General features: G+C 63.2%; 16 protein-coding genes. 10 read left to right on the top strand and 6 right to left on the bottom strand.

All coding sequences use genetic code 11. The features are described from left to right. Window positions 1-39 precede the first annotated feature (39 nt). The 4 genes from xylF to V3C40_RS18365 all read right to left on the bottom strand — a co-directional run bounded on the left by xylF (window position 40) and on the right by V3C40_RS18365 (window position 5,033). Window positions 40-1,014 (bottom strand): D-xylose ABC transporter substrate-binding protein, encoded by a 975-nt coding sequence (gene xylF / locus V3C40_RS18380; RefSeq protein ID WP_099377905.1) that lies wholly within the window; start codon window positions 1,012-1,014, stop codon window positions 40-42. Window positions 1,015-1,166: 152 nt separating this feature from the next. Further along, on the bottom strand, window positions 1,167-2,954 hold the full coding sequence (locus V3C40_RS18375) for an IlvD/Edd family dehydratase (RefSeq protein ID WP_331778206.1): 1,788 nt from the start codon (window positions 2,952-2,954) through the stop codon (window positions 1,167-1,169). After that, complete coding sequence (locus tag V3C40_RS18370) at window positions 2,951-3,718, bottom strand: SDR family NAD(P)-dependent oxidoreductase (RefSeq protein WP_331778205.1); 768 nt, start codon at window positions 3,716-3,718, stop codon at window positions 2,951-2,953. Before V3C40_RS18370 ends, V3C40_RS18375 begins: the two co-directional genes overlap by 4 nt. Window positions 3,719-3,872: 154 nt before the next feature. After that, a complete protein-coding gene (locus V3C40_RS18365) occupies window positions 3,873-5,033 on the bottom strand; it encodes a fumarylacetoacetate hydrolase family protein (protein WP_331778204.1) in 1,161 nt (386 codons plus the stop codon). A 429-nt stretch (window positions 5,034-5,462) separates the two neighbouring features. On the opposite strand from V3C40_RS18365, the gene chvE reads away from it, so the two are divergent. From chvE to mmsB, 3 genes are all read left to right on the top strand, one after another. Beyond that, complete coding sequence (gene chvE, locus V3C40_RS18360; protein ID WP_223278970.1) at window positions 5,463-6,485, top strand: multiple monosaccharide ABC transporter substrate-binding protein; 1,023 nt, start codon at window positions 5,463-5,465, stop codon at window positions 6,483-6,485. Between the two features lie 113 nt (window positions 6,486-6,598). Beyond that, a complete protein-coding gene (gene mmsA / locus V3C40_RS18355) occupies window positions 6,599-8,140 on the top strand; it encodes a multiple monosaccharide ABC transporter ATP-binding protein (protein WP_331778203.1) in 1,542 nt (513 codons plus the stop codon). Beyond that, entirely contained in the window at window positions 8,130-9,347 is a 1,218-nt protein-coding gene (gene mmsB / locus V3C40_RS18350) for a multiple monosaccharide ABC transporter permease (RefSeq protein WP_331778202.1), read from the top strand. Before mmsA ends, mmsB begins: the two co-directional genes overlap by 11 nt. Window positions 9,348-9,415: 68 nt before the next feature. Here mmsB and V3C40_RS18345 read toward each other — a convergent pair whose 3' ends face one another. Together V3C40_RS18345 and V3C40_RS18340 are read right to left on the bottom strand one after the other, a co-directional pair. After that, a complete protein-coding gene (locus V3C40_RS18345) occupies window positions 9,416-11,050 on the bottom strand; it encodes an NAD(P)-binding protein (protein WP_331778201.1) in 1,635 nt (544 codons plus the stop codon). After that, entirely contained in the window at window positions 11,050-12,561 is a 1,512-nt protein-coding gene (locus V3C40_RS18340; RefSeq protein WP_442907293.1) for a polyamine aminopropyltransferase, read from the bottom strand. Before V3C40_RS18340 ends, V3C40_RS18345 begins: the two co-directional genes overlap by 1 nt. A gap of 60 nt (window positions 12,562-12,621) precedes the next feature. On the opposite strand from V3C40_RS18340, the gene V3C40_RS18335 reads away from it, so the two are divergent. The 7 genes from V3C40_RS18335 to rsgA all read left to right on the top strand — a co-directional run bounded on the left by V3C40_RS18335 (window position 12,622) and on the right by rsgA (window position 18,046). Beyond that, window positions 12,622-13,008 (top strand): DUF350 domain-containing protein, encoded by a 387-nt coding sequence (locus tag V3C40_RS18335; protein ID WP_331778200.1) that lies wholly within the window; start codon window positions 12,622-12,624, stop codon window positions 13,006-13,008. Window positions 13,009-13,038: 30 nt separating this feature from the next. Then, the gene (locus V3C40_RS18330) at window positions 13,039-14,073 is read left to right on the top strand and encodes an SPFH domain-containing protein (protein ID WP_152251544.1); all 1,035 of its coding nucleotides are present in this window, start codon (window positions 13,039-13,041) and stop codon (window positions 14,071-14,073) included. A gap of 10 nt (window positions 14,074-14,083) precedes the next feature. After that, a complete protein-coding gene (locus V3C40_RS18325) occupies window positions 14,084-15,547 on the top strand; it encodes a DUF4178 domain-containing protein (RefSeq protein ID WP_331778199.1) in 1,464 nt (487 codons plus the stop codon). Then, entirely contained in the window at window positions 15,544-15,714 is a 171-nt protein-coding gene (locus V3C40_RS18320; protein ID WP_157814714.1) for a hypothetical protein, read from the top strand. The genes V3C40_RS18325 and V3C40_RS18320 overlap by 4 nt, the downstream gene beginning before the upstream one ends. 2 nt (window positions 15,715-15,716) lie before the next feature. After that, window positions 15,717-16,088 (top strand): adenosylmethionine decarboxylase, encoded by a 372-nt coding sequence (gene speD, locus V3C40_RS18315; protein ID WP_072456001.1) that lies wholly within the window; start codon window positions 15,717-15,719, stop codon window positions 16,086-16,088. A gap of 64 nt (window positions 16,089-16,152) precedes the next feature. After that, window positions 16,153-16,707 (top strand): hypothetical protein, encoded by a 555-nt coding sequence (locus V3C40_RS18310; protein WP_331778198.1) that lies wholly within the window; start codon window positions 16,153-16,155, stop codon window positions 16,705-16,707. Window positions 16,708-16,981: 274 nt separating this feature from the next. After that, window positions 16,982-18,046 carry a ribosome small subunit-dependent GTPase A gene (gene rsgA / locus V3C40_RS18305; protein ID WP_331778197.1) on the top strand — a complete coding sequence of 355 codons (1,065 nt, stop codon included), beginning with the start codon at window positions 16,982-16,984 and terminating at the stop codon, window positions 18,044-18,046. Window positions 18,047-18,106: the final 60 nt, after the last annotated feature.

The raw sequence follows: 18,106 nt of genomic DNA, 5'->3' as shown, positions 1-18,106 counted from the left end.
GCTTAGCGCGCAGCGCGTAAGCCGACATCAAGCGGGTAATCAATTACCCAGCTGCGCCTTGGTATAGAAACCGTCATCGACGAGAATGTTCACATTCGCCTTGGTCAGCGGCGTTGGTTTCAGCAGCACCGTGCTGACCTTTTTCAGGCCGTTGTCATAGCTGGAGTTGTAAGCCGGCTTTTCATTGCGCGCCAGTTGCACGGCCAGCTTGGCCGCTTCCGCAGCGATGGTTTTCAACGGTTTGTAGACGGTCATCGACTGCGTGCCGGCGATGACGCGTTTCACGGCCGCCAGATCGGCGTCCTGGCCCGAGACCGGCACCTTGCCGGCCAGTTTTTGCGCAGCCAGGGCCTGGATGGCGCCGCCTGCCGTGCCGTCGTTCGAGGCGACGATGGCGTCGATCTTGTTGCCGTTGGCCGTCAGCGCGTTTTCCACGATGGACAACGCTTCGGTGGCGCTCCAGTCCTTCACCCACTGCTGGCCGACGATCTTGATGTCGCCCTTGTCGATGAACGGTTTCAATACCTTCATCTGGCCTTCGCGCAGCATCTTGGCGTTGTTGTCGGTCGGCGAGCCGCCCAGCAGGTAGTAATTGCCCTTCGGCTGCAGCTTGGTCACGCCTTCGGCCTGCATCTCGCCCACTTTCTCGTTGTCGAACGAGATGTACGCGTCGATATCGGCGTTCAGGATCAGGCGGTCATACGACAGCACCTTGATGCCGGCCTTTTTCGCTTCCTTGACGGTGTTGTTGAGGACAGTGGCGTTGAACGGCACGATCACCAGCACGTCCACGCCGCGCGAGATCAGGTTTTCGATCTGCGAAATCTGGCGCTGCTCGCTGGCGTCGGCCGATTGCACGAAGACCTTGGCGCCCTGCTTCTCGGCGGCGGCGATGAAGAAATCGCGGTCGCGCGTCCAGCGTTCCACGCGCAAATCGTCGATGGAAAAGCCGATTTTCGGGTTTTTCGCATCGGCCAGGGCGGCGCTGCTGCTCAATGCCAGCATGGCGGTCATGATGGCTGCACTGATGATCTTGTTCATTGTGTGTCTCCTTGTGGATTTTATTAACAACGTTTTTTAACTGCGGGTACTGCTGAAAAATTTTATGTCTGTGGTGGTGTCGGCTTACGCGCGGAGCGCTAAGCCGACCTACCCCGACCTGCCTGCTAATGGTTGTGACGTGGCAGGGTCTGGCCCACGGCGCGGTATTTCAGGGCCAGCTCCATGCAGGCGCCCGTTTCCAGCTGGCCCACGCTGGCGCGGTAGATTTCCTGCCACGGCGTGGCGCTGTCGTTGACGGGCGGCGGCAGCTCCTGCGCGCGGCGCGCCAATTCAGCCGCATCGACCAGCATGTCGCACTGGCCCCCGTTCAAGTCCACGCGGATGATGTCGCCTGTACGCAGCAGCGCCAGGCCGCCGCCCACGGCGCTTTCCGGCGACGCGTTCAGGATCGACGGGCTGTCCGACGTGCCGGACTGGCGCCCGTCGCCCAGGGTCGGCAAGTTCAAAATGCCTGCCTTGAGCAAGGCGTCGGGCGGTTGCATGTTGACCACTTCGGCCGAACCGGGCCAGCCCACGGGACCGGCACCGCGCATGACCAGCATGCAGCTGTCGTCGATGTTGAGCGCCGGGTCGTTGATGCGCGCGTGATAGTCGCTTGAACCATCGAAGACGATGGCGCGCGCCTCGAACACGCCCTCGCTGCCGGGACGCGACAGGTAGCGCTCGCGGAAAGCGGGCGAGATCACGCTGGTCTTCATGATGGCGAAGTCGAACAGGTTGCCCTGCAAGGCCATGAAACCGGCCTTTTCCTTCAGCGGCGCGGCAAACGGGCGGATCATCTCGCGATCAGTACTTTCGCGCCCCGCCAGGTTCGCCGCCATGCTCTGGCCCGTGACCGTCAACCGGTCCGCATGCAGCAAGCCCGCCTGCTGCAGCTCCCACATCACGGCCGGCACGCCGCCGGCGCGGTGGAAGCGCTCGCCCAGATACTTCCCGGCCGGCTGCATGTTCAACAGCAGCGGCACGTCGTAGCCGTGTTCCATCCAGTCGCTCGAGTGCAATTCCACGCCCGCATGGCGCGCCATGGCCATCAGGTGCGGCTGGGCGTTGGTGGAGCCGCCGATGGCCGCGTTGACAATGATGGCGTCCAGGAACGCCTCGCGCGTGAGAATGCTCGACGGGCGCACGTCGTCATGCGCCATGGCGACGATGCGGCGCCCCGTTTCATAGGCGATCTGGCCCCGTTCGCGGTATGGCGCGGGGATGGCCGAGCAGCCCGTCAGCGACATGCCCAGCGCCTCGGCCAGCGCGTTCATGGTCGATGCCGTGCCCATGGTGTTGCAATGGCCGGCCGACGGCGCGGAAGCGGCGGCGATCTGCAGGAATTTGTCGTTGTCGATCAAGCCGGCGGACAGCTGGCGGCGGCCCTTCCAGATGGCGGCGCCGGAACCCACCAGTTCACCGTCCATCCAGCCGTCGAGCATGGGGCCGCCCGACAGCACGATGGCGGGAATGTCGACCGTGGCGGCGGCCATCAGCTGGGCCGGCGTCGTCTTGTCGCAGCCCGTCGTCAGCACCACGGCGTCGATCGGGTAGCCATGCAAAATCTCCACCAGGCCCAGATACGCAAGGTTGCGGTCCAGCGCGGCCGTGGGACGGCGGCAGTTCTCGAAGATCGGGTGCAGCGGGAATTCCATCGGGATGCCGCCCGCGTCGCGGATGCCGTCGCGCACGCGCTGCGCCAGCTCCAGATGGATGCGGTTGCAGGGACTGATATCGCTGCCGCTTTGCGCGATGCCGATAATGGGCCGGCCCGAACGCAATTCCTCGGCCGTGATGCCGTAGTTCATGAAGCGCTCGAGGTACAGCGCCGTCATGTCGATGTGGTCGGGATTGTCGAACCAGTCCTGCGAACGGAAGCGCCGCGCCGGGTGTTTGCCTGCGGTGCTCATGCGCCGTACCAGCCTGCGTCGACGTAGTATTCGCGTCCCGCGCACTTGGCCGCGTTGTCCGACGCGAGGAACAGCGCCAGCGCCGCCACGTCTTCCGGCTCCACGCGCAACTGCAGGCATTGGCCCTGCAGGATGACGGCTTCCGCTTCCGGCGTATGCCACAGCTTTTCCTGGCGCGGCGTGCGCACGGCGCCGGGAATGATGCAGTTGACGCGGATGCCGTCGACGCCCAGGTCGCGCGCCAGGCCTCTCGTCAAGCCCTCGATGCCGGCCTTGGCCGTCATGTAGATCGACAACCTAGCTTGCGCCAAATGCCAGGAAATCGACCCCAGGTTGAGAATCACGCCGCTGCCCTTGGCGCGCATGGCCGGCGCCACTGCCTGGGCGCAGAAATACTGGTGGCGCAGGTTGACGGCCACGCGCTCGTCCCAGTAGGCGGGCGTGACGTCCTGCAGTTCGTGGCGGTCGTCATTGGCCGCATTGTTGATGAGGATATCCGTGGCGCCGGCGCTGTGTGCGATCTCGGCGAAGGTGGCGGCCAGGGCGCCCAGGTCCGTCAGGTCGCAATAGCGGAAAACGGGCGGCTGCGGCAGGTGGGCCAGCTTTTCCTGCAGCGCCAGCGACGCCTCGCGGGCGATGTCGAGAAAGGTGACGTGGGCGCCCTGGCGCGCGAACGCCTCGACGATGGCCACGCCGATACCGGTGCCGCCGCCCGTGATGACGACGCGCTTGCCGGCCAGGCTGGAATAAATTGCATGTTGCATGGTATCTCTCTTTTTAGAAACGCATAACCAAACCTACTGCGCGTCGAGATTTGCGGCCTCCGATGCTCACTGTGCATGCGCACAGCTCCGCTTCTCAGCCACAACTCTCATCCGCTCGCTACGGTTTTGTTAAGCGTTCCAAGTTAATAAATAATCAAAGCAAGCCGCGCTGGGCCAGGTTCTGGTACAGCGCGCGCACGCCAAACGTCCAGGGGGCAATCGCGTCGCAGCGCTGCACTTCGTTGACCAGCGCGCCCAGCGCAGCGCTGGCAATCGTCACGCGGTCGCCCAGGTGGTGCGTAAAGCCGCCGCCCTGCGCGCCGCGGTCCTTTACGGGCGAGAACATGGTCCCGAGGAACAGCATGAAGCCGTCCGGATACTGGTGGTACTGGCCTGCCGTCTGGCGCACCAGGTCGAGCGGGTCGCGGCTGATTTCGCGCATGAAGCTGGCGCCTTCGAGCACAAAGCCGTCGTCAGTGCCTTCGATCAGCAGCGACACTTCCGCCTCGCGCACGGTGTCGAGCGTGAAGTGCTCGTCGAACAGGCGGATGAAGGGGCCGATGGCGCAGGAGCCGTTGTTATCCTTGGCCTTGCCCAGCAAGAGGGCGCTGCGCCCTTCGATGTCGCGCAGGTTGACGTCGTTGCCCAGGGTCGCCCCCAGCACCTCGCCACGGCTGTTGACGGCCAGGACGATCTCGGGCTCCGGGTTGTTCCAGGCGGACGATGGCAGCAAGCCCACCTGCGCGCCGCAGCCGACCGACGACATCGGCTGCGCCTTGGTAAACACTTCCGCATCGGGGCCGATGCCCACTTCCATGTATTGCGACCAGGCGCCGCGCTGCTGCAGCTGCTGTTTCAAACGCTGCGCCGCGTCCGAGCCAGGCTTCAATGCCGACAGGTCGCCGCCCAATGTCATTTGCAGGGCGGTGCGCAGGCTCGCCGCGCGCGCCGCGTCGCCGCCCGCCTGTTCCTCGATGACCCGTTCGAGCAGGCTGACGGCGAAAGTCACGCCGCATGCCTTGACGGCCTGCAGATCGCACGGCGCCAGCAGCAGCGGCTCGCCGGCCGGCGCGGCCAGCGCCTGCTTCAGCAGCGACTGCACGGGTCCGAGCGCGATGCCGGGCGCATGGCGGACGATATCGAGCGCATCGCTGCGTTCGAACAGCTCGGCCACCGTCGCCACCGTCTGCGTGATGTCGACCACTTCGCCGCCGCGCACGGCGACGACGCAGGGGCCGTCACGCCAGATGCGGCCGACAAGGAGGGCCTGCGCCAGGTCGGCGGGCAACAAAGAGGCGGGGGAAATCGGCTGCATGGCAAGCTTTCAAAAGGTCGTGACGGGATGGCCGGTGTTCAAGTTCGGACCGATTCTGCGCGCCGCCCTGTGTCGCCGCAATTACGAAAATCACCAAATTGAATGATGATTATTGGTATTGCAGTGCACCAAAAAAAGCCGCCGCGCGGCCCCGGTTTCCGCCCTGTGCGCAGGCGGGAAGGCGCGCCATGGCGCATTGCATCAATTGACCCATCGATATCGTTTTGGATATCACCAATGCGAAAAAAGTGATTGGTGAGGGATGGATGGACAAACTAGTATCAGCCGTGGCCTGCAATCGGCCATTCGCACGGAGCCCGCCCACTGGACGACGGCCCTGGCACATTCAACTATCGAAGACGGTGGAGACCTGAAATGAAAACAACAATGAAAATGCTGACCGCGAGCCTGGCGCTGGCCATCTCCGGCATGGCGGTAATGCCCGTGGCAAGCGCCGCAGACAAGGGCGCAATCGGCATCTCGATGCCAACCAAATCGTCCATGCGCTGGATCGCCGACGGCGACAACATGGTCAAGGTATTCAAGGAGCGCGGCTACAAGACGGACTTGCAGTTTGCCGACGACGATATCCCGAACCAGCTGGCGCAGGTGGAAAACATGATCACCAAGGGCGCCAAGGTGCTGGTGATCGCCGCCATCGACGGCACCACCCTGTCGAACGTGCTGCAAAAAGCGGCCGACAAGGGCATCAAGGTCATCTCGTATGACCGTTTGATCCGCGGCACGAAAAACATCGATTACTACGCCACCTTCGACAACTTCCAGGTCGGCGTGCTGCAAGCGGGCTACATCGAATCGGCGCTGAAACTCAAGGAAGGCAAGGGCCCGTTCAATATCGAACTGTTCGGCGGCTCGGCCGACGACAACAACGCGCACTTCTTCTACAACGGAGCACTGTCGGTGCTCAAACCCTACATCGACAGCGGCAAGCTGGTGGTGCGCTCGAAGCAGATGGGCATGGAAAAGGTCGCCACCCTGCGCTGGGATGGCGCCGTGGCGCAAGCCCGCATGGACAACCTGCTCAGCGCCTACTACGGCAATGCGCGCGTCGACGCCGTGCTGTCGCCATATGACGGCTTGAGCATCGGCATCCTGTCCTCGCTCAAGGGCGTCGGCTACGGCACGCCGAAGCAGCCGTTCCCCGTCGTGACGGGCCAGGATGCGGAAATCCCGTCGGTGAAATCGATCATCCGCGGCGAACAGGCATCGACCGTGTTCAAGGACACGCGCGAACTGGCCAAGGTCACGGCCAACATGGTCGACGCGATGATGAGCGGCAAGACGCCGACCGTCAATGATACGAAGACCTATAACAACGGCGTGAAAGTCGTGCCGTCCTACCTGTTGAAACCGGTCACCGTCGACAAGGCGAACTGGAAGCAGGTGCTCGTCACCGGCAGCGGCTACTACACGGAAGCGCAAGTGAAATAAGCATCCAAGGTACTGAAGGCCCGGCCCTGCCGGGCCTTTCGCTTCACGCACTATCAAGAACAAGACTGCAGCACGACCGATGCCGACCAGCGCGGCCGTGCCAGAGAGGTTATATGACGAACACTATCCTGGAAATGCGCGGGATACGCAAAACATTCCCGGGCGTCGTTGCGCTCGACAATGTCAACCTGCGGGTACGCAGCGGCGAGATCCACGCCATCGTCGGCGAAAACGGCGCCGGCAAATCGACCCTGATGAAAGTGCTCAGTGGCGTCTACGGCCATGGCAGCTATACGGGCGACATCGATTACCTGGGCCAGACGCGGCACTTTCGCGGCATCAAGGACAGCGAAGAAATCGGCATCATCATCATCCACCAGGAACTGGCGCTGGTGCCCCAGTTGTCGATCGCCGAGAATATCTTCCTCGGCAACGAACCGTCCAGCATGGGCGTCATCGACTGGGAATACGCGCAAAGCAAGACGCGCGAACTGCTGCACAAAGTCGGCTTGAAAGAGTCCCCGGACACCCTGATCACCAACCTGGGCGTGGGCAAGCAGCAGCTGATCGAGATCGCCAAGGCGCTGTGCAAGGACGTCAAGCTGCTGATCCTCGACGAGCCGACGGCCAGCCTGAACGAAAGCGACAGCGCGGCCCTGCTCGACCTGCTGCTGGGCCTGAAAGCCCAGGGCATCGCCTCGATCCTGATCTCGCACAAGCTCAATGAAATTTCAAGGGTCGCCGATGCCATCACGGTGCTGCGCGACGGGAACACGGTCGACAGTTTCGACTGCCGCATCGAACCCGTCAGCGAAGACCGCATCATCGAAAAAATGGTCGGACGCGAAATGGCCGACCGCTATCCGCCGCGCACGCCGACGATAGGCGAGACCATTTTCGAAGTGCGCGACTGGCGCGTCTTCCACCCCGAGCATGCCGACCGCCCCGTCATCAAGGGCATCAACATGCATGCGAAAAAGGGAGAGATCATCGGCATCGCCGGCCTGATGGGCTCCGGGCGCACGGAACTGGCGATGAGCATCTTCGGCCGCGCCTACGGCCAGCGCATCAGCGGCACGGTGCTCAAGAATGGCCAGGAAATCGATGTCAGCACCATCGGCAAGGCGATCGCGCACGGCCTCGCGTATGTGACGGAAGACCGCAAGGGCCTGGGCCTGATCCTCGAGGAAGACATCCAGAAGAACACCAGCCTGGCCAACCTCGATGCGATTTCGCAGCACATGGTGATCGACGAGCAGCGTGAATTCAGCGTGGCCGAGGAGTTCCGCCGCAAGCTCAAGACCCGCTGCTCGAGCGTGGCGCAGAAGGTGGTCAATCTGTCCGGCGGCAACCAGCAGAAAGTGGTGCTGGCGAAGTGGCTGTTTTCGCGCCCCGACGTGCTGATCCTCGATGAACCGAGCCGCGGCATCGACGTGGGCGCCAAGTACGAGATCTACAGCATCATCAGCGACCTGGCCGCGGAAGGCAAATGCATCATCATGATCTCGTCGGAAATGCCGGAATTGCTGGGCATGTGCGACCGGATCTATGTCATGAACGAAGGCCGCTTTGCGGCGGAATTGAGCGCGGCAGAAGCATCGCAGGAGCGAATCATGCGCGCGATCGTTACACACGGAGAAAACAATGGACAATAAATTGACAGCAGGCGCGTCGGCAGCAGCAGCGCCAGCGGCCGCGCCGCAAGCGAAAAGCTATGCCGGCTTTTTGAAGAACAATATGCGCGACTACGGCATGCTGCTCTCGCTGATCGTCATCATGGGCTTTTTCCAGTACATGACCGACGGCACCCTGATGCAGCCGCTGAACCTGACCAACCTGGTGCTGCAAAACAGCTACATCGTCATCATGGCGCTGGGCATGCTGATGGTCATCGTGGCTGGCCATATCGATTTGTCCGTCGGCTCGGTGGTCGGCTTCGTCGGCGCGCTGGCGGCCGTCCTGATCGTCAACTACAACATGAATTTTGTCGCCGCCAGCATCCTCTGCCTGCTGGCCGGCGCCGTCATCGGCGGCGCGCAAGGCTATTTTGTCGCCTTCTTCAAGATTCCTTCCTTCATCGTCACCCTGGCCGGCATGCTGGTGTTCAAGGGCCTGACCCTGGCGCTGCTCGCTGGCCAGTCGGTCGGCCCCTTCCCGGAAGGCTTCCAGATGCTCAGCTCCGGCTTTCTGCCCGACCCGTTCGGCGGCGAAAACCTGCGCGGCTTTTCGCTGCTGCTGGGCGTGATCGCCGCCGCGGCGCTGATCATCACCTCGCTGCGCAGCCGCGCCAAGCAACTGAAACACGGCATGGAAAACGAGCCGCGCGCTTTCTTCCTGCTGAAAAATGCGGTCTTCGCCGCCGTGATGGTGTATTTCAGCTATCTGCTGGCGTCGTACCGCGGCTTCCCCAACGTGCTGGCCGTGATGTCGCTGCTCATCGTCGCCTACACCTTCATTACCAACCGCACCGTGCTGGGCCGCCGCGTGTATGCCGTGGGCGGCAACGAAAAGGCGGCGCGACTGTCCGGCATCAAGACGGAACGGGTCAGCTTCTACACCTTCGTCAACATGGGCATGCTGGCCGCGCTGGCCGGTCTGATCTTCGCGGCGCGCCTGAATACGGCCACACCGAAGGCCGGTACGGGTTTCGAGCTGGACGTGATCGCCGCCTGCTTCATCGGCGGCGCCTCGGCCTCGGGCGGCGTAGGCAAGGTGATGGGCGCCGTCATCGGCGCCTTCATCATGGGTGTGATGAACAACGGCATGTCCATCATGGGCATCGGCATCGATTACCAGCAAGTAATCAAGGGCCTGGTGCTGCTGGCGGCCGTCTTCATCGACGTCATTAATAAAAATAAATGAGAAGAACAAGGAAGTACAGGTTCGAGCCTTAGGGGGCTCTGGCCGGCGCTTGCGCCGGCCTTTTTCATTTATGTGATCGCCAGCCGCGCCGCACGGTCGCCCCACCACGCCGCTTCCTCGAACACGGAAAAGCCCGACAGATCGGCATGCGCGAACAGGATGGCGCCATCGTGTTCGCGCAGCGCTTTCAGCCCCGCATTGCTGCGAAAACCGGGCAACGGTGCGGCCATGGCGTGGCCGCGCACGGTGATGTCGACGCGTTCGACGCAATTGGCAAAATCGCGTCCATACGCCGTCTTCAAATCGACGCTGGCCAGCGCCAGCAATTCTTCGGGCGTGGCCGTATCGAGCCATTTGCGCGCTTGCTGCGGCGTGCGGTCAGATAAGGCCACGTAGGCGCTGAAGACGGTTTTCTCGGGCGGGCGCACGCGGATGTCCTGGTGCGTGGAGACGACATAGCCGAGGCCCGGCTCCTGGTACACCACGTTGTCCCAGCACAGCGGTGCATGCGGCAGTTCGTCGGGAAAGCGTTTAAGTAAAAAATTCGCCACCATCCACGGCGCATACGCGGGCGTGTGGCGCTTCGCGTCGAAGCCATAGGCGGCGATGTTCTCCACCACGCGCGCCGCGACATACAGCGGCATGGCGCAGATGGCCTTGCGCGCCTTGACCAGGTAGGTGCGCGGCTGGCCATCGACCAGCTCCAGGCACAGCGCCTCCACGCCGCTGGCCGTCGTCGTGAGGGAAACCACCGTACCCGCATGGCGTTGAACACCCGAGGCCTGCTCCATGGCCGTGGCGACCGGCTGCATGCCGCCCGGCCAGGTCAGCCAGGCGCCATTGCCCGCGTTGGCCGCCTGGCCCCAGCGGCTGCAGTAGTAATGCAGGCCGGCCCAGGCCGAGACCTGGTCGTAGCGCGTGCCATAGTCGTCGCGGCAGCAGTAATTCAAATACCAGTGCAAGGTGGGCGAGGTATAGCCTTCGCGTTCCATCCACTGTTTCAAGGTGATGGTATCGAGCGCCTGCCAGGCCGGGTCTTGCGACGATTCCACGGTAGGGAAAACGAAGACGCGCTTGCCATCGTTGCCATGCGCCTGGCGCAAACGCCGCACCTCGGCAAAGAAGCGCTCGTGCTGCGCCAGTTCATCGGCGGAGATACCTTCGGTGGGAATGAAGCCATCCTGCCACTGGCCGTTGAACAGCAAGCGCTCTTCCGGCGCATGCAGGATGTAGCGCTCGTCGTAAGTGGGCTTTTCCGCCTGCGGATCGCGCTCGATGATGCCCAGGTCGAACAATATCTCTCGCACATGCGTCGATTCGGGCGAAGGCAGCGGCAGGTAGTGGCCACCCGTGGGATAAGCGAGGTCGCCGAAATGGCCGCCGGCCGCGTTGCCGTAGGGCTGCGGGCCATCGACCATGAGGAAATCCTTGTGCCCCAGTTTATTCAGCCGCCAGGCGGCCGTCAGGCCGGCGATGCCCGAGCCGAGGATGGCCACGTCGGTGCGCAAGGTGCGTGACGGTGGCGGCAGCGCCTTGCGCTCGCGCAGCAGCTCACGCAAATAGTGACCCTCGCTGCGGCCCGGGTACAGCACCCTGGGCGTGATTTCCTGCCAGCGCAGATAGGCGGCGATGCTGCCGATGCCGGCGGCGGCCGCCGCTGCCGTGCCGCCGGCGGCCCACAGCATGAAGGAACGGCGCTGCATCAGCGGATCACCCGGTTCCAGTCCTGCTCGAATTCATGCACGAGCGACTGGGTATTCAGGCGATTCGGTGCCATCGGCAGCGGCTGCATGTCGGGCGGGAAGATGAACATTTCGCGCGTGGTGTCCGCATTCAGGTAGCGCATGGGCAGGCGGTATTTCGTCGGCGGTGTGTAGTCGAGCTGGGGCGAGGCGAGGATAAAACCCCATTCGCCGAACGAGGGCACGTAGGTGTGGTAGGGCCAGGTGCGCATGCCCACTTCGCGCAGGGTCGAATTGATGGTCCAGTAGGCGTGCGGGGCAAAGAACGGCGACGTCGATTGCACCACCATCAAGCCCTTGGCCGCCAGGTGCTTTTTCACCAGGTCGTAGAACGGCACCGAATACAGTTTGCCGAGCGCGAAGCTGGACGGATCGGGGAAATCGACGATGGCCGCGTCGAACATGTCGCCGTTGTTGCGCAGCCAGACGGCGGCATCGGCATTGACGACGGTGACGCGCTTGTCCGAGAACGAGCCGTTATTCAGCTTGGCCAGTTCCGGGCGCGTGGTAAACGCGGCCGTCATGGCAGGGTCGAGGTCGACCACGGTGACGTGTTCGATGTGGGGATAACGGAGGATTTCGCGCAGGGCCAGACCATCGCCGCCGCCCAGCACCAGCACGCGGCGCGCCCACGGCAGCGCTTCCAGCACGGGATGCACGAGCGCCTCGTGGTAGCGGTACTCGTCGCGCGAGGAAAACTGCAAATTGCCGTTGATGTACAGCCGCGTATCGTCCTTCCAGCGCGTGATCACCAGGCGCTGGTAGGGCGTGGTGGTGGAATACACGATCTGGTCGCCGAACAGGCCATGTTCTCCCCAGGCCACCATGCGGTCGGACATGGCAAAGCCGGCGATCAGCAGCAGCATCACGGCGCAGGCGCGCAGCAAACGCCCCGTGAGGTTCTTCAACTCCGCGCGGAACACATAAATGCTCCACAGGCCCACGCCCACGTTGAGCATGCCGAACAAAAAGCCCGTGCGCACGAGGCCCAGATACGGCGACAGCACCAGCGGGAACAGCAGGGAAACGGCCAGCGCACCCAGGTAATCGAAGGTGAGCACGCGGCTGACCAGCTCGGAAAATTCCGTCTGGCGCGTGTTCAGGGCGCGCATCACCAGCGGCACTTCCATGCCGACCAGTGCGCCGATCAGGAACACCATCACATACAATAAGGTGCGAAATGGCGCCGCCATCCACGAAAACGTCATGAACAGGATGGCGGCCGACAGGCCACCGATCAGGCCCACGGCCAGTTCGATGTCGACGAAGCGCGAGAGCACGTCGTCGTCCTTTACGTACTTTGAAAAGTGAGCACCTACGCCCATGGCAAACAGGTAGCAGCCGATGATGGTGGAAAACTGCAGGATGGAGTCGCCAAGCAGGTAGCTGGACATGGCGCCAGCGATCAGTTCATACGCGAGGCCGCAGGAGGCGACCACGAAGACGGACAAAATCAGAATCTTTTTGTTCATTGGACTTTTTTTTGTTCTAATATGCGTTGACGTTATCAAATGCTCATTGCGAGGAAAGCCGTGCCCGCCATCCTAAACTATCTGATCCATCTTATACTGGCCGCCGCGCTGCTGATTGCCTTTTTTATCATCTACACGCGCGTCACGCCGTATAACGAGGTGCTGCTGATCCGCCAGGGCAACCAGGCGGCGGCCCTGTCGCTGGGCGGCGCGCTGCTGGGCTTTTCCGCCACCATCGCCTCGTCCCTGATGCACACGGCCGACTACCAGCAATTCTTCGCCTGGGCCTTCGGCGCCATGGTGGTGCAATTGCTCGCCTATGTGGTGACCACGCGTTTGCTGCGCATGTCGAAGGACCAGATCGAATCGAACAACAGCGCTTTCGGCGGCCTGCTGGGCGCCATTGCCGTGTCGATCGGCGCCATCAACGCCGCCTGCATTTCCTGACCCCGCTTTATCTTTTCAAGGACATTCATCATGAGCCTCGGCAGCTTTATCAAGAAGCAGTTTATCGACGTACTGCAGTGGAACGAAGAGACGGAAGGCGTGCTGGCCTGGCGCTTCCCCATGCAGGATTTCGAGATCCAGAACGGCGCCATCCTGAATGTGCGTGAATCGCAGGTCGCCGTCTTCGTCAATGAAGGCAAGATCGCCGACGTCTTCGGTCCCGGCACGCACAAGCTGACGACGCAAACCTTGCCGCTGCTGACCAACCTGAAAAACTGGGACAAGCTGTTCGATTCACCGTTCAAGTCGGACGTGTATTACTTCAGCACGCGCGTGCAGACTGGCCGCAAGTGGGGCACGCCGCAGCCGATCACCATCCGCGACAAGGATTTCGACATGATCCGCGTGCGCGCGTTCGGCATGTACTCGTACCGCATTGCCGACGCCCGCACCTTCTTCACCGAGATCAGCGGCACGCGCGAAGTCTATACGCGCGACGAGGTGGAAGATCAATTGCGCGGCATTCTGATGTCGAGCATGGCCAGCTCGCTGGGCGGCGCGAACGTCCCCTTCCTCGACATGGCGGCCAACCAGGCGTTGATGGCGCAGGAAGTCAAGGATGGCCTGGCGCAGGCGTTTGCCCGCTATGGCGTGGGCCTCGATGAATTCAACGTGGCCAGCATCAGCCTGCCCGAGGAATTGCAGGCGGCGCTCGACGAACGCATCTCGGCCGGCATGAAGGGCGGCCTGGGTGCCGACAAGATGAGCGGCTACACGAAATTCCAAGTGGCCAATGCGATCCCGCTGGCGGCGCAGAACGAAGGCGGCATGGCCGGCATCGGCGCGGGACTGGGCGCCGGGCTGTCGATCGGCCAGGTGATGGCGCAAAGCATGGGCGGTGCGCTGCAGCAGCCGGCACCGGCGCCGGCGGCGCCGCCTGCCCCCGCGGAAGAACCGATCGAGGCGCGCCTGGAAAAACTCAAGGGCCTGCTCGACAAGGGTCTCATTTCGCCGGCCGACTACGATGGCGCCAAGGCTGAACTGCTGAAAAAACTGATCGGCTAAGCGCGACTGCATGCAAACTGTTTCCTGTCCCAGCTGCGGCGCGGAAGTCCGCTTCCGCTCGCACGCTTCCGTGCTCGCCGTGTGCGAGTACTGCCACAGCACCATCCTCAAGGACGCCGATTCCGTCAGGGACATGGGCAAGATGTCGGCCGTCCTGGAAGACTATACGCCGATCCAGATCGGCACGGCCGGCGTGCACGATGGCGTGCACTTCACCGTTGTCGGCCGCATCCAGCAGCGCTACAGCGCCGGCACGTGGAACGAGTGGTATCTGCTGTTCGATGACGCCAGCACGGCGTGGCTGGGCGACTCGTCCGGCCTGTACACCCTGACACGCGAGCGCAGTACGCAAGATACCTTACCCGTGTTTGGCGAGCTGGCGCCGGGCAAGCGCTACACGATCTGCGGCGAGCCGTACACGGCGGCCGAGATCCGCAACGCCGAATGCATCGCCGGCCAGGGCGAATTGCCGTTCAAGGTGGGCGCAGGCTGGCGCATCCAGGTGGCGGACTTCCGCAACTACGCCAGCTTTGTCACGCTCGACTACACGGATGGCCCGCAACCGGTCGTCTACCAGGGCGTCGCCGTCACCCTGGATGGCTTGCAGTGCCAGTTGCTGCGCGACGACGACGCCATCGCAAAAAGCGCCGGCAAGTACCGCGGCAAGCTCGATGCGCTCGACTGCCCTTCCTGCGGCAACGGCATCCACTATGTGCCCGGCGCGGCGGCGCAACTCGTGTGCCCCGCCTGCCACGCGCAGCTCGACGCCAGCGGTCCGGAAGCGCAGGTGCTGGCCATCGGCAAGCAGGTGCACGACAACGCCGACATCTCCCTGGAACTGGGCGCCAGCGCGAAGATCAGCAATGTGGACTTCACGGTCATCGGCATGATGCGCCGCGCCGACGACGAAGGCAGCGAGTGGAACGAATATCTGCTGTACAACGCGCGCGCCGGCTTCTTCTGGCTGGTGGAGACGGACGATGGCTGGTCGCGCTCGAACGTGCTGCCGAACTGGCCCAACTGGGCGTCGCTGGACGCCGATACCTGCACGCTCGATGGCGCCACCTACCGCAAACTGTATGACTACGGCTCGCAGGTCGTGTATGCGGCGGGCGCCTTCAACTGGAAGGTGGCCGTCGGCGACAGCACGCATGTGCATGAATTCGAACAGGGACAGACCAAGCTGGCGGCCGAGATCACCGGCGAGGAAATGACCTGGTCGCGCTCCGTGCCCGTCGCCTATGACCAGATGGCCGCCTGGTTCGGCGCCGCCTTCCATGGCGGCGACCAGGTGCACAATATCGAGCTGAGCCACCGCGGCATCGCCAAGGTCTTCATCGTCATCGTGCTCGTATTGAACGCGATCCCGATGTTCGTCTCGTTCTCCAGCACCTTGATGTGGAGTTTGCTGGGCTGCCTGGCGCTATTCCTGCCCGCCGCTTTTCTCGACAAGAATGCAAAGAATCCCCCATGAGTAAATATGTGATCTATGCCCTGATGGTGACCTTCAGTGTCACGGCCGCCAACTGGGTGCGCATGTTCAAGGTGGCCGGCAGCAGCAGCGGCAGCAGCTGGAGTTCGCGCACGGGCAGCGGCGGCGGCAGCTATGGCGGCGGTTCCAGCGGCGGGAGCCACAAATAAGCATGGCGTCCACCCCGCATCTGCCCCTGGGCACCCATCTGCTGGCTGACCTGTCGGGCATCATGCCGGAACGCCTGCGCGACTGCGCCGCGCTCGAGCGCCTGCTGCGCAACGCCGCCATCGCGGCCGGCGCGCAAGTGCTGCACGGCCATTTCCACAGCTTTGGCCCGGGCCAGGGCGTCACGGGCGTGCTGCTGCTGGCCGAGTCGCATATCTCGCTGCATACCTGGCCCGAGGTCGGCTTTGCCGCCGTCGATATCTTCATGTGCGGCGCGGCCCGGCCGCAGCTGGCGCTCGATATCATCAAGGAGGCGCTGCAGGCCGCGCATTGCCAGCTGCAATCCGTACGCCGCGCGCCACCCGGGCATTCCTAGCGCCGCTGGTGGATCGCGTGGGGATCGCTTACACTGTCGGCTCATTCCCCCAACCGTGACTCCCATGCGCCGTTCCGTCCTCCTTGCCCTGCCCCTGCTGCTGCTGGTTTCCGCCTGCGATGACTACACGGCGCCCAGCCTGTACCAGGCCACCACGCCCGAGTGCAAGACGTGGACGGAGGGCTCGCGTTTCGAGCTGCCGCGCGGTATCAGCATCTACGCCACGCCGCCTGTCACCCTGAAGGAAGGCGGCACGGAGCTGGCGCTGATTTTTACTTTGCCCGTCGGTACGCAAGCCAGTTTTACGCGCCTGTCCTTCCTGCTGGAAGAACCGAAACAGCCGCCCTTCGCGCAAGCCAAGATACTCACCATTTACCAGCGCGGCATGAACCAGAAGGCGGAGATCGTCGACGTCATCGAGCAGCTGCCCATCATGTTTTCCGCCGTCGGCAACAGCAAGGAAACGCAATGGCGCCTGCGGTTGCAACTGCCGCGCCAGCTGCCGCAGCGCTTCGATCTGTCGATGCCCGACATGCTCGTCGGTGGCAAGCGCTATCCAGTGCGCACGTTTACGTACCGCTATTTCCCCGAACGCCAGGCTTACGGCATGTGCAGCTAAGCCACACCCTCTGTTGACGGCGGCGCAGGCCGCTGGCACACTGGTGTTTTCCATCACACAACAGGAGTAGACAACATGCGCCATTCGGATACTGCCGTGCTGTCGGCTGCCTGATCACCGTTTTTCCCCGCTAAGTTTTTTAGCCCGCACTTCCCCATACGCTGATCGCGTAGCCGACTTCCCCTTCTTTCGTGCCAGTCATCGCGACTGGCGGTGCCTGCACGCGCAGGCTACACGTCCGCACGCGGACGACAGAATCTGGAATCACGCTACCATGATCGCATTCGATTTTGCACAACTACGCCTTATCGGGCTGCAGCAGGCCATCGCCAGCGCAGCCACCCAGCTCGACATCTCTTCCCCCGCCGCGCAGCTGATGCGCGTTTGCGCCGTGCACCGCGACAGCATCGGCGTGCACGACGGCATCCTGGAACAGCCAGCGCAGATCCTGCCGCGCCTGCTGCACGAACTGCAGGCACAGGACACCATCCTTGCCATCGGCGACTGGGTCGCCGCCGAAGCCGACGGTCACGGCGCGCTGTGGATAACGGCGCACTTATCCCCAGTCACGCAGATCGCGCGGCGCGGCAATGACGGCCGGCGCCAACTGCTTGCCAGCAATGTCGATACGGCACTGCTGGTGATGGGACTGGACGAAGATTTCAATCCGCGCCGCCTGGAGCGCTATCTGGCCATCGTGCTGGCGGCCCAGGTCAGCCTCGTGGTCGTGCTGAGCAAGGCCGACGTGGCCGACGACGTGCCGGGCAAGCTGGCGCAGCTCAGACAGCGCCTGCCGCCCCACGTGCCCCTGTTTGCCATCGATACGCGCCATGCGTATGACGTGGCCATCCTGGAACCCTGGTTGAGCGCCGGCCAGACCTTGGTGCTGCTCGGTTCATCGGGTGCCGGCAAGTCCAGCCTGACCAATACCTTGTGCGCGGCGGAGCAGGCAACCAACGGCGTGCGCCATGGCGACGGGCGCGGGCGCCACACGACAACGGCCCGCTCGCTGCACCTGTGCACCAGCGGCGCGTGCATCATCGACACGCCGGGGCTGCGCAGCTGGCGCGCCGATGCCGATGTGGAAACCTTGGCAGCCACCTTTGACGACATCGCGGCGCTGGCGGCGGCGTGCCAGTTCCGCGATTGCCGGCATGCCAGCGAACCCGGTTGTGCCGTGCGTGGCGCCGTCGATGGGGACCGCCTGCGCAATTATCACAAGCTGCTGCGCGACGCGCGCCGCAGCGAGGAAACGCCGCTCGAGCGCATCGCCGCGCGCGCCAGGTGGAAGACGGTATTGAAAGCGGGACTGGAAAGGGGCAAGGACAAGCGCCGCTAATTTTTACTGAAATTCGTTTGCTGAAAAAAAAGGCAGCCCGAAGGCTGCCTTTCTTGCGCG

Origin of the sequence: Janthinobacterium sp. LS2A (assembly GCF_036543145.1) — a bacterium.
GTDB classification, from domain to species: domain Bacteria; phylum Pseudomonadota; class Gammaproteobacteria; order Burkholderiales; family Burkholderiaceae_D; genus Janthinobacterium; species Janthinobacterium aestuarii.
Note: the sequence above shows the minus strand (reverse complement) of the source record. Positions and strands in the feature narration are given on the sequence as shown.